We start from the raw sequence: 11,895 nt of genomic DNA on the forward strand, positions 1-11,895 counted from the left end.
GGAGGAATACCATGATTGAGAAACGCCAATTCTATATCAACGGGCAATGGGTCTCACCGGCCGCCGCCCGCGATTTCGACGTGATCGATCCGGCCACCGAAGAGGTTTGCGCCGTGATCTCGCTGGGTGATCAGGCCGATACCGACGCAGCCGTTGCCGCTGCCAAGGCCGCCTTCCCGTCGTGGGCTGAAACCCCACTGGAAGAGCGCGTTGCCCTGATCCGCCGACTGGGTGAGATTTACAAGGAACGCCGCGACGAGATGGGCGAGGCGATCCGCATGGAAATGGGCGCGCCGATTGATCTTGCGCGCAACAACCAGTGGGGCGCGGGCAGCTGGCACCTTGACGGGTTCCTTGACGCGCTCGAGAACTTCGAGTTCGAAAAACCCTATAAGGGCGCAGACCGGATGCGCATGGAACCCATCGGTGTGTGCGGCCTGATCACGCCATGGAACTGGCCGATGAACCAGGTTGTGCTCAAGGCGATCCCGGCGATGGCCGTGGGCTGCACCATGGTCCTGAAACCCTCCGAGATTTCGCCGCTGTCGTCGCTCCTGTTTGCCGAGATGGTCGATCAGGCGGGTTTCCCGGCGGGTGTGTTCAACCTCGTCAACGGCGATGGCATGGGCGTTGGTTCGCAGCTTTCGTCGCATCCAGACGTCGATATGATCTCCTTCACCGGGTCGACCCGCGCCGGCATCGCGATCTCGAAGGCCGCCGCCGATACGCTCAAGCGCGTGAGCCTCGAGCTGGGTGGCAAAGGTGCGAACATCATCTTTGCAGACGCCGACGAGAACGCCGTCAAACGCGGCGTGATCCACTGCATGCAGAACTCGGGCCAGTCGTGCAACGCACCGACCCGCATGATGGTCGAACGTTCGCTTTATCCGCAGGCTCTCGAAATTGCCAAGGCGGCGGCAGAGGCCACCTCGGTTGGCCCAACCACGGAATCCGGCCGCCACATCGGGCCGGTGGTGTCGGAACTGCAGTACAACAAGATCCAGGGCCTGATCGAAACCGGCATCAAGGAAGGCGCGACGCTTCTGGCAGGTGGTCTGGGCCGGCCAGAGGGCATGAACAAGGGCTACTTCGTGCGCCCCACCGTCTTTGCCGACGTGACCCCGGAGATGACGATCTACCGCGAGGAAATCTTTGGTCCGGTCCTGTCGATCATGCCGTTCGACAGCGAAGAGCACGCCGTGGAAATGGCCAATGACACGGTCTATGGCCTGACCAACTATATCCAGACGCAGGACGACGACAAACGCCTGCGCGTGGCGCGTCGGGTGCGCTCCGGCATGGTGGAAACCAATGGTATCGGCCGCCAGAATGGCTCGCCTTTTGGCGGCTACAAGCAGTCGGGCAACGGGCGCGAAGGCGGTGTCTGGGGCATCGGGGAATTCTGCGAGGTCAAGGCGATCTCGGGCTGCCCGATGGAGTGATCCAGCCAAACTGACAGATCAGGAAATGCCGGGGCATGTCCCCGGCGTTTTCCTTTTCAGACCCCCAAACCCTGTCGATGCCATTCCTCCCAGATGAAGGGATAGCTCCAGACGCAGTCATGAGTCTGCGCCATACGTGAACGTATGGCATCACGACGCGCCCTGTCACCCTCGCTCAGCTTGTGGAATTTGACGGTGATCCGATCCACCTGCGCGATCAGTCCGCGATCCACCATCGCGGGTAGCAGATCGTATTCGCCGCCATGCGTATGCACCTTGGCCAGCGCCACGCGCGGCGTACCCAGCGTTTCAAATACCTCGCCCACATCTTTCAGGAACTGGTCCGACGCGCTACCAAGGCCAAAGTCGTGCACCACCACGTCCGAGCGCCCCTCGAACTTTTGCGACAGGCGAGACGCGTTGTCCCGGGTGTTGGGAAAGACATGCACCGTCACCGCATAGCGCGCGGTCATGGCGTCGGCCCAGTCGCCGGTTTCGGCGCCGATGTCCCAAACCATGTCGCCGGGCAAAAGACCGGTGAACCCCTCGGGGGTGTCCTGACCATGGGCGGCGCGATAGGCGCGCAGATCAGAGCGGTAGGCGCGATAGCCCGCGTCCGTCACCCAACGCCACAGATTTTGAAAAACCCCGCCCTCTTGCATGTCGTTCTCCTTGGTTCCGCCCAAGAAGACGCGTTTCACGCGGTGAGCGCAAGATGGCACGGGATCGCGATTTGCCGCAGTGTTTCCTAGAAAGGCACCTTGGCGCGGAAACTCATGCCCCGCCCTCCGTCAGGGTGGCGCACGCGCAGTTCCTCGGAGTGCAGCATCAGCCGGTCATGACTGTCCCGCGCTTCGCCTTCGGCATAGAAGGGATCACCCAGGACCGGATGCCCAAGCGCCTGCATGTGCACGCGCAGTTGGTGGCTGCGCCCGGTCTTGGGGAACATGCGCACGCGGGTTTCGTCTTCACCGTATTTCATCACCCGCCAGTCGGTGACGGCAGGCTTGCCATTCTCGTGGTCGACCATCTGCTTGGGACGGTTCGGCCAGTCGACGATCAGGGGCAGATCGACCGTGCCGGACTTTGGCTCAAGCCTCCCTGCAACCCGCGCAACATAGGTTTTCTTGGTGGTCCGCTTTTCGAACTGCATCGACAGATGGCGCTGCGCATGGGGGGTTAGTCCGAAGATCATCACGCCCGACGTATCGCGATCGAGCCGATGCACCAGAAGCGCCGTCGGAAATGCCACCTGAACGCGGGTCAGAAGGCAATCGGCCAGATGCTCCCCCTTACCCGGAACCGACAACAGGCCCGAGGGCTTGTTCACCACAACGATCTCGTGATCCTCGTGCAGCACCTCAAGCGGGTCATGGGGCGGGTTGTATGCGGCTGACGTATCCATGCGCCCGCTTTAGTGCCAGTTGCGGATATGGGCAACCCGACGTCATGCTTGCCCAAGGGCGCACATCTGGCAGGCTTGGGGGAAATTGGAGGAAAAGACGATGCACCCAACGATTGACCGCATGAAAGAGATTGTTGCCTCGGGGGACGATACGAAGATAATTGAAATCCTTGCCGATGACGTGCAGTTCCTGCCACCGACCTACTACAAGACATGGACCGGCGCGGAACCCGCCGCCGCGATCCTTGGCCACGTCGGGCAGATTTTCGAGGACTTCACCTATCGTCGCATCATGGGCGAGGGCAACGACTGGGCGCTCGAGTTCCAATGCAAGGTGGGCGATCTGGATGCGGTTGGCGTGGACCTGATCACGCTGAACGACGAGGGCAAGATCGCAAAGTTCGAAGTGGTCATGCGCCCCTACAAGACGGTTGGCGCGCTGCGTGATGCGATCATGGCCCGGGTGATGAAAGACCCGCGCTTTCTCAAGTTCAAAGATGCCCTGAGCTGACATGGCCATTGCCCTGGACCAAGTCGCCCGTGTCCTGCTGCTGCCTGTGTTGGTGGCACAAGGCGTCTGGCTCGGGGCCCGGGCGATGAAACTGCCCGAGCCCCCCGGCCCGCGTGCGGGCATGGTTGGCAAGGGCCCTGCCCTGCGTCTGCTGATCCTCGGGGATTCCTCGGCGGCCGGGGTTGGGGCAATGTCGCAGGATACCGCGCTTAGCGGACAGTTGACCCGCTTGCTGGCGGAACATGTCCACCTTGACTGGCACCTTGAGGGCGAAACCAGCGCCACCACCAAGACCTCTTTGGCCAAGCTGAGCCGATTGCCCGATCAGCGCTTTGACATCGCCATCCTGATCCATGGCGTGAACGACACCACCCGCTTTACGCCGCAAAAAAAGTTCCACGCCCGCCAGTCCGCGCTGATCCGCGCCCTGCACGAGCGTCACGGTGTCCGGAATTTTGTGCTGTCAGGCGTGCCCCCGCTGCGGCATTTCCCGCTGGTGCCACAGCCCCTGCGTTGGGTGCTTGGGAAACACGCCGACCGTCTTGATGCCGTGCTTGCAGACATCGCTCGCGCTGACGACGGCGTCACGCACCTGCCGCTGACCCTGCCCTACGAGCCGCGTTTCACGGCCATCGACGGGTTCCACCCCTCTGAGGCCGCCTATGCGGTCTGGGCAGAGATGCTGGCCGATGTTGTGCTGGATCAGGCCGGGCGCCGCAGCTGACGCACCATCGGCACGGAATAGACCACAAGCCCGGCCCAGATCAGCGGAAAGGCGATCATCCGACCGCGATCGATTTCTTCGCCGAACAGGAAGATGGCAATCAGGAAGATCATCGTCGGCGCGATATATTGCAGAATGCCCATGGTCGACAGGCGCACCAGCTTGGCCCCGTTTGCGTAGATCAACAGCGGCACCGCCGTGACAATGCCAGCCCCGGCCAGGAAGGCCGTGTCATAGGCGGTCACACCGAAATGCCCGGTTCCCGTCGCACCCAGCCACAGCACGTATCCCAGCGCAGGGATCAGCAGGATCAGCACCTCGAGAAGGAAGCCCTGGTTCGGGCCAATCGGCAGCGAGCGCTTGAAAAAAGCATAGAAGCCCCAGGTGACCATCATTCCAAGCGCCGCCCAGGGCAGTGATCCGGCCTCGTAGATCAGCACCGCAACCCCAAGCGCCGCAAGGCCGACCGCGACCAGTTGCATCCGCGTCAGCGGCTCGCGCAGCAGGATGGCCCCCAGCGCAATGCTGAACAGCGGGTTGATGTAATAGCCCAGCGCGGCATCCAGCGCGTTCCCGCTGGTGACCGCCCAGACATAGGTGGCCCAGTTCAGGGAGATCAGCGCAGCCGTCACGCAGGCCATCATGAGCATGCGCGGATTGAGCAACGCGGCCCGCAGATCCTTGGTGCGGCGCAGGATGATCAGAACCAGCCCGGCCAGAGGCACCGACCAGATCACCCGATGCGCCACGATCTCGACCGCTGGCACATGGGCCACGGCTTTCATGTAAAGCGGCAGGAAGCCCCAAAGCACATAGGCCGTCACGGCAAAGGCAAGGCCCTGCGGCGTATCTTCGTTCCGGGTCTGTGGGGTGTTGGCCATGTTGGTGCTCCAAATCAACCTGCGGACCCTACGACACCTTACCGAAACCCAGAACCGGAATTCTGTGATGCGGGTGATCGCGTTTCGTGATGGGTGGGATCAGGCCACCCGAAGCGAGGCGAACTGCGACACGCCTGCCACCACCTCGCGGGCCAGCGCCCTGACGTGGCGGGTGCGCGAGCGTGGACCTGTTCGCACGACATAGCTGAGGCCGGGCACTTTCGGGAACATGTCGTCGAGGATCGCCATCTCGCCCGTCACGTAGCGCCCCGGCAAGAGTGACACCCCAAGCCCCGCCTGCACGGCCGAGGCAATCCCAGCCGAGCTTGCACATTGCAGAACCGTTTCAAGCGGCAGGTCCGGCAGCTGCATTGCCCATTGATAGAAGAAACAGGCATCGTCATAGGCAAGGAAGGGCAGCGTCCCTCCCTCCTCGATCACGAGATCCTGTGCCTTCACCCAGTGCAGGGTATCGGTATAGACCACCTCATCGCCCGGCATCACCTGATGCGAGAAGACCTGCATGATTCCAAGGTCGATCTCGCCAGCTTTCAATGCGTCCTGAAGCGTCAGGCTCTGGCGCACCTGGGTGCGGACCGTCACCTCGGGATGCAGCCGCGTGAACCGCCCGAGGATGCGGGACAGATCACTGCTGGTGACGTCTTCTGTCATGCCAAGGCGAATGCGGCCGGATAGTGGCTGTTTGCTGATACTGCCAAGGGCCTCGTCATGCAGCGCCACGATGCGGCGGGCATAGTCCAAGAGACGCTGCCCCTCGGCAGTCATGATCGGACCACCCGGTCGTCGGGTCAACAGCGCGCAGCCGATGCTTTGCTCCAGCCGTCGAATGCGGTGGCTGACGGCAGATTGGGTCAGCGCAAGATGTTCAGACGCGCGGGTGATGCCGCCATTGTCCTGAACGGCGCACAACATGCGCAGCGCATCGATGTCCAGTCTTTGGGTCATAGGTCACTCCATGACAGATTGTCATGAAGACACTCAATCATGCCATTTGCGTCACAGCAAGCGGAATGGCACATCCATTGCGAACCCAAGATAAAAAAGGATCTATACCATGACCCTGCAGCTGGATCGTCACGGCCTCACCAAACTGTTTGAAGTTACCGGATCGGCGCTGGCCATCATCTACGCAGTCGCCATCGCCTCGAACACCGGCATGGAAATCCTCGGCTTCACCCTGCTCCTGATCTCGGCCAGCTTATTTGCCGCCTGGGCTGTGATCGACCGCCGCTGGGCCTTCCTGCTCTTGCAGGGGTTTTACATCGGTTCCGCTGTCCTGGGCCTAGTGCGCTGGGCCTGAGACGGGAAAAGCGCCTTGAAAGGCGCTTGACCAGGCCATTTCGAAATGGCCTCGGCAAGGCTTTTGCAAAAGCCTTGCCCCTGTGTTTGGAACGGCCTCAGACCTTCACGCGTTCCGACTTGGGATCGTACATCGGCTTGAGCGAGGCCTCGGCTTTGACCTTCACGCCACAGACGTCGATCTCGTAGGTCGACGCCAGCACATCCGCGGCCTTCTCGCCTTCGCACGGCACGTAGCCCAGGCCAACTGCGGCACCCAGCGTGTGGCCGTAGTTACCCGACGACAGGTAGCCCACGTATTCACCGTCACGGATGATTGGTTCATTGTGGAACAGCAAGGGTTCGCTGTCAGTCAGTTTGAACTGGACCAGACGGTTCTTGGGTCCGCTTTCCTTGCGCTCGATCACCGCCTGCTTGCCGATGAAGTCGCAGTCTTTGGTCGCCTTCACGGCAAAGCCCAGACCGGCATCCACGACGTGGTCTTCGCAGGTGATGTCGTGACCGAAGTGGCGGAAGCCCTTCTCGATCCGGCAGCTGTCCATCATGTGCATACCGCAGAGTTTCAGGCCCATGTCCTGACCGGCCTCGAACAGGGTTTCGAAGGCATGCCCCGCCATGTCCGAAGAGACATAGATTTCCCAGCCCAGCTCGCCGACATAGGTCACGCGGTGCGCTCGGGCGAGGCCCATGCCCAGCTCGATCTCCTGCGCGGTGCCGAAGGGGTTCGCGGCGTTCGAGAAATCAGCCGGGGACACGGCTTCCAGCAGTTTGCGCGAATTCGGCCCCATCACGGCCAGAACACCCTCGCCCGCGGTCACATCAGTGATCACCACGTTGAAGGTGCCCTTGTTGCGCATCATCCAGGTCTGGTCGGCCAGACGGGTCGCCGCCGGCGTCACCACGAGGTAGGACGTCTCGGTCAGTCGGGTCACGGTCACATCCGCTTCGATGCCGCCGCGGTTGTTCAGGAACTGGGTATAGACGATCTTGCAATTGGGCACCGAGTAGTCGCCGCCCCCGACATAGTTCATGAAAGCTTCGGCATCCGGGCCTTCGACACGAATTTTGCCGAAGGACGACATGTCATACATGCCGACGTTCTCGCGCACGGCACGGTGCTCGGCGGCCGAGTTCTCGAACCAGTTCTGGCGCTTCCAGCTGTACTGGTATTCGCGTTCCTGACCCTCGCTGGCGAACCAGTTTGCCCGTTCCCACCCGGCCAGTTCGCCCATCACGGCGCCCTGTTCTTTCAGGTGGTGATGGAACGGCGTGCGGCGGACACCGCGCGCCGTGGCCTTCTGGCGATAGGGGAAGTGATCGGCATAAAGCAGGCCAAGCGTTTCCTTGGAGCGTTCGAAGAGGTACTGCTTGTTGCCCTGGAACGGCTGCATCCGGCTGATGTCAACATCGCCAAGGTCAAACGGCTTTTCGCCCGTATCCATCCATTCCGCCAGCGCCATGCCTGCGCCACCCGCCGACTGGATGCCGATCGAGTTGAAACCCGCAGCAACCCAGACGTTGTCCATCTCGGGTGCAAGGCCAAGGTGGTAGGCGTCATCGGGGGTAAAGGATTCAGGACCGTTGAAGAAGGTGTGAATGCCCGCCTCGGCCAGCATCGGCATCCGGTTGATCGCGTCTTCGAGGATCGGTTCGAAATGGTCGAAGTCTTCCGGCAGCTGGTCGAATTCAAAGCTGTCGGGAATGCCGTTCATCGCCCAGGGTTTTGCATTCGGCTCGAAGGCGCCAAGCATCATCTTGCCAGCATCTTCCTTGTAGTAGGCGCATTCATCGGGAACGCGCAGAACCGGAAGCTGGGTCAGGCCTTCGATCGGCTCGGAGACGATGTAGAAGTGTTCACAGGCGTGCAGCGGTACGTTGACACCGGCCATGCGGCCCACTTCATGCCCCCACATGCCAGCACAGTTCACGATCATGTCGCACTCGATATGGCCGGACGCCGAACCATCGTCGGCAACCCAGTCGACACCGGTGACCTTGCGGCCCTCCTTGACGATATCGGTGACCTTGATGCGTTCCTTCACGATGCCGCCTCGCTGGCGGGCCCCCTTGGCCAGCGCCAGGGCGATGTTCGCCGGGTCGCCCTGCCCGTCAAGCGGCAGGTAGACAGCCCCGACAACGCCGTCGAGGTTCAGGTGCGGGTACATTTCCTGCACGCGTTCGTTCGAGATTTCCTCGACTTCGACGCCGAAGGCACGGGCCATCGCGGCCTGGCGGTAAATCTCTTCCTTGCGCTCCTCGGTCAGCGCCACGGTGATCGAGCCAACACGCTTGAAGCCGGTCGCCACACCGGTTTCCTCTTCCAGCGAGCCATAGAGTTCCTGGCTGTACTTTGCCAGCTTGGTCATGTTGGCCGTTGCGCGCAGCTGCGCGATCAGGCCAGCCGCGTGCCAGGTGGTGCCGGACGTCAACTGCTTGCGTTCAAGCAGCACAACATCCTCCCAGCCGAGTTTGGTCAGGTGATAGGCCACCGAACAGCCTACGACGCCACCGCCGATAATGACCACGCGGGCCTTGGTAGGAAGATCAGCCATCATGCTCTCCGAAATTCAGAATCTGATAAAATCTGACACGGAGTTGCGGCGGGAAATCCACCAAAAACGCCACGAAATGTGACGCATTCTACACCTTGTCGCTATTTCCCGTTCATTCTGCGCTGTTTGCGCATCGCCAGGGGGGTCACGCCGAAAAAGCTTTTGTAGAGGCCGGAAAAGCCGCTGCCAAAGCCGCAGGCAAGGCCGATCTCGCGCACGCTGAGGGTGGTGTTCAAGAGCAGGTTGTTGGCCTTGCTCAGGCGAAGTTCGCGGTAATAGGTGTTGGGCGTGGTATCCAGGAAGGTGCGGAACTTGCGCTCGAGCGAGCGGTTGGAAATTCCCAGTAGACGCACCAACTCGTGGATCGGCAGCGGTTCCTCGATATTGGCCGTCATGAGTTCGATACAGTCATCCAGCTCTTTGTCGCCTGTGTTGGTGCCCTTCACGCCGCTGTAGGGCTGCGGGGTCGAGAAGTCGCGGATGCGTTCGTGCAGCAGGATGTCGGCGACCGTCATCTTTGCGGCGGCCGAGATATGGCGACCTGCCACGGCAAGGGCCACATCGATTGTGGCTTCCATTCCGGCACAGGTGACAACCTGTCCGTCTTCAATGGCCAAGAGCGAGTAGGCATCAAAGGTGCCCTGCTTCTCTCGCATGAAGGCGGAGTTTTCCCAATGGGTGGTCAGCGCCGCATGTTTGCCGCCGCGTTCGCTGATGTAACGCGCTGCGGCTTCGGCCAGCAGGTAGACCTGGGCATTGCGGAATGTATAGCGATCCACCTGTTGCCCAACCGAGAGCGCCGGGTTGCTGGGGTCAGAGTTGCCAAGCACGAAGAGATAGTCTGCCGTCGGGCGTGGCTCGACCGGTTTGGTTTCAACCAGAACGCCAGTGCGGCTGCGCACCAGCCCCCCGTGCAGAGACCGGAAGGTCCAGCTGAACACCGGCTGTACACTGACCCGGTTGGCGATCATGAGAACATCCACGATGCCCGCGAGTTCGATCAGCACGAACTCCTCGGCCAAGAGGATGTCAAAATGGAAGGTGCGTGTCGCGGATTCGAAATCGCGTTTACGTGCCGATGCCGTCATATCTCAAACCACCTCATGTCCTGCGGCACGCAATGTACGCGCCAGTTCGGCGATGTGATCGGGCCCCACTTCGCAGCAGCCCCCGACAATGGTCGCGCCCTGTTCCACCCACTGCATTGCAAAAGCCGTGTAGGCCTTGGGCGTCAGATCGACCCGGGCCTGAAGGGCATCCACCGTCGGGCTGTCCTGAAGAAAGCCGTCGGAGATGCGGGTGAACCCGTTGCCATAGGCCCCGAAAGGTTTCCCAAACCCCTTGATGATATCGAGCGCCGCAGCAATCGCCTCCGGGCGCGAACAGTTCACGAGAACCGCATCCGGCGCATAGGTTTCTACGATACCAGCCAGATCGCCTACGCCCTCGCCAGACCGCAGCAAGGACCCGTCGTCATCATTGACCGTGACGGAAAGCCAGACCGGTTTGCTTGCGGCGCGACAACCGCGCAAGGCGCCTTCCGCCTGGGCAACGGACGAGGCCGTCTCGATCAGGAACAGGTCAACACGGGCATCCATCATCCCGACCAACTCGGCATAAGGCACTTCGGCTTCGTCAGGCGGAGGGCAGATGTCCGGGCGATAGGACGCGCCCAAAGGCCCGAGCGACGCGGCAATGCGTCCCGAACCGTGTTTGGCAACTGCCGCCTCGGCCTCTTGCAGCGCCATTTCGACCAGCTCGTCGAATTTGTCTTCAATGCCACCCATCGGCAGGCGGTCGCGATGCACCGCATATGTGTTTGTCGTGGCGATGGTTGCGCCCACATCGAAATATTCGCCATGCACCTCGCGCACCAGGTGCGGATATTCAAGCATAACCGAGGTCGACCAGAGAGGAGTGGGACGGTCACCCGCCCGTTTCACGAGTTCCTGACCAATAGAGCCGTCAAGCAGAGTAATCTGGGTCATGTGGCCTCCTGTGGCGGAATAAGGACAAGTTTGCCCGGAAGAGTTTTTGCCATGAAATCCTCCTGAGCCTGCCCGATCATGCGCAAATCGTAGGTTTGCGACACCAATGGGCGAATTCGGCCTGCGTTCATGAGCATGACAAGACGTTCGAACACTTCGGGCGGTTGGTAAGTACAGCCGTGGATCGTGATGTCCGGCAGATAGATTTCCCGCAGATCGGCTTCGACGATCGGGCCGGCAATGGCACCGGACACGGCATAGTGCCCGCCCTGTTTGAGACTGCGGATCAGGTCGGGGAAGACAGGCCCGCCAACAACGTCGATGACCACATCGTAGGTGGAAAGCGCAGGCGTTTGCCCGCGTTCCAGAATGTCAGCCGCCCCGGCATTGCGCACGACATCGGCCTTCGCGGCCGAGGTCTGACCGGTCACACGCGCGCCACGCAAGGCCGCGAGTTGAACCGCCGCAAGACCGACACCACCAGATGCACCGGTGATCAGCACCGATTGCCCGTCGCGCACCCCGGCGCGGGTCAGCAGGTTTTCAGCCGTGCCAAAGGCACAGGGGATCGCGGCGATTTCGATGTCTGACAGAGGGGACGCGGATACATCGTAGATGTCCGCCGCCTCGACAAGACAGTATTGCGCGAATGCGCCATCAACCTCGGAGCCCAGCGCGATATAGGCGGTCGGGTTTTCAGACGTGGGGCGTGGCAGGTTGATCGGCCCTGTCACACGTGCCCCGATCTGAAGATCGACACCTTCGCCGATGGCCACAACGATGCCACAGAGATCGCCGCCCTGAATACGTGGAAACTGAAGCGCTCCGGCATGGCCACCGGCCTCGACCTCCTGGTCGACATCATCGGTCGCTCCGGTCACGTCAGAGGAATACCAGCCGATACGGGTGTTGATGTCGGTGTTGTTCACACCGGCGGCCAACACCCGCACCAGAACCTGCCCCGACACGGGTCGCGGGACAGGGATGTCCTCTCTCCATTCCAGCACCTCCGGGCCGCCATGCCCGGTCAGGTAAACGCCTTTCATCAGCTCTGGTATCATGGAGAGGTCCT

At 61.4% G+C, this 11,895-nt stretch carries 12 protein-coding genes; 4 read left to right on the plus strand and 8 right to left on the minus strand.

Annotation, left to right across the window (positions count from 1 at the left end; all coding sequences use genetic code 11):
• Positions 1–11 precede the first annotated feature (11 nt).
• The gene (locus tag ABWV42_RS11275; RefSeq protein ID WP_353340188.1) at positions 12–1,442 is read left to right on the plus strand and encodes an aldehyde dehydrogenase family protein; all 1,431 of its coding nucleotides are present in this window, start codon (positions 12–14) and stop codon (positions 1,440–1,442) included.
• Between the two features lie 56 nt (positions 1,443–1,498).
• Here the strand turns inward: ABWV42_RS11275 and ABWV42_RS11280 are convergent, their stop codons facing one another.
• Both ABWV42_RS11280 and ABWV42_RS11285 read right to left on the minus strand, forming a co-directional pair.
• The gene (locus ABWV42_RS11280) at positions 1,499–2,143 is read right to left on the minus strand and encodes a hypothetical protein (RefSeq protein ID WP_353340189.1); all 645 of its coding nucleotides are present in this window, start codon (positions 2,141–2,143) and stop codon (positions 1,499–1,501) included.
• Between the two features lie 47 nt (positions 2,144–2,190).
• Complete coding sequence (locus ABWV42_RS11285) at positions 2,191–2,847, minus strand: RluA family pseudouridine synthase (RefSeq protein ID WP_353340190.1); 657 nt, start codon at positions 2,845–2,847, stop codon at positions 2,191–2,193.
• 100 nt (positions 2,848–2,947) lie between these two features.
• Between ABWV42_RS11285 and ABWV42_RS11290 the strand changes: the two genes are divergently transcribed.
• Together ABWV42_RS11290 and ABWV42_RS11295 are read left to right on the plus strand one after the other, a co-directional pair.
• The gene (locus tag ABWV42_RS11290; protein ID WP_353340191.1) at positions 2,948–3,358 is read left to right on the plus strand and encodes a nuclear transport factor 2 family protein; all 411 of its coding nucleotides are present in this window, start codon (positions 2,948–2,950) and stop codon (positions 3,356–3,358) included.
• A gap of 1 nt (position 3,359) precedes the next feature.
• Positions 3,360–4,082 (plus strand): SGNH/GDSL hydrolase family protein, encoded by a 723-nt coding sequence (locus tag ABWV42_RS11295; RefSeq protein ID WP_353340192.1) that lies wholly within the window; start codon positions 3,360–3,362, stop codon positions 4,080–4,082.
• Here the strand turns inward: ABWV42_RS11295 and rarD are convergent.
• Together rarD and ABWV42_RS11305 are read right to left on the minus strand one after the other, a co-directional pair.
• Positions 4,061–4,963, minus strand: a complete 903-nt coding sequence (gene rarD / locus ABWV42_RS11300) for an EamA family transporter RarD (RefSeq protein WP_353340193.1) — start codon at positions 4,961–4,963, stop codon at positions 4,061–4,063. The genes ABWV42_RS11295 and rarD overlap by 22 nt on opposite strands.
• 99 nt (positions 4,964–5,062) lie before the next feature.
• Positions 5,063–5,929 carry a LysR family transcriptional regulator gene (locus ABWV42_RS11305; RefSeq protein WP_353340194.1) on the minus strand — a complete coding sequence of 289 codons (867 nt, stop codon included), beginning with the start codon at positions 5,927–5,929 and terminating at the stop codon, positions 5,063–5,065.
• 109 nt (positions 5,930–6,038) lie between these two features.
• On the opposite strand from ABWV42_RS11305, the gene ABWV42_RS11310 reads away from it, so the two are divergent.
• Positions 6,039–6,284: a hypothetical protein gene (locus ABWV42_RS11310; protein WP_255104009.1), complete on the plus strand. Its 246-nt coding sequence runs from the start codon at positions 6,039–6,041 to the stop codon at positions 6,282–6,284.
• 97 nt (positions 6,285–6,381) lie between these two features.
• On the opposite strand, the gene ABWV42_RS11315 is transcribed toward ABWV42_RS11310, so the two are convergent.
• The 4 genes from ABWV42_RS11315 to ABWV42_RS11330 form a co-directional block, all read right to left on the minus strand.
• Entirely contained in the window at positions 6,382–8,835 is a 2,454-nt protein-coding gene (locus ABWV42_RS11315) for a GcvT family protein (RefSeq protein ID WP_353340195.1), read from the minus strand.
• 101 nt (positions 8,836–8,936) lie between these two features.
• Positions 8,937–9,923: a GlxA family transcriptional regulator gene (locus ABWV42_RS11320; protein ID WP_255104013.1), complete on the minus strand. Its 987-nt coding sequence runs from the start codon at positions 9,921–9,923 to the stop codon at positions 8,937–8,939.
• Positions 9,924–9,926: 3 nt separating this feature from the next.
• Positions 9,927–10,823: a homocysteine S-methyltransferase family protein gene (locus tag ABWV42_RS11325; RefSeq protein ID WP_255104014.1), complete on the minus strand. Its 897-nt coding sequence runs from the start codon at positions 10,821–10,823 to the stop codon at positions 9,927–9,929.
• The gene (locus ABWV42_RS11330) at positions 10,820–11,884 is read right to left on the minus strand and encodes an alcohol dehydrogenase family protein (RefSeq protein WP_303623610.1); all 1,065 of its coding nucleotides are present in this window, start codon (positions 11,882–11,884) and stop codon (positions 10,820–10,822) included. Before ABWV42_RS11330 ends, ABWV42_RS11325 begins: the two co-directional genes overlap by 4 nt.
• Between the last annotated feature and the right edge of the window lie 11 nt (positions 11,885–11,895).

This window comes from Pelagimonas sp. KU-00592-HH, assembly GCF_040369695.1.
Classification (GTDB): domain Bacteria; phylum Pseudomonadota; class Alphaproteobacteria; order Rhodobacterales; family Rhodobacteraceae; genus Shimia.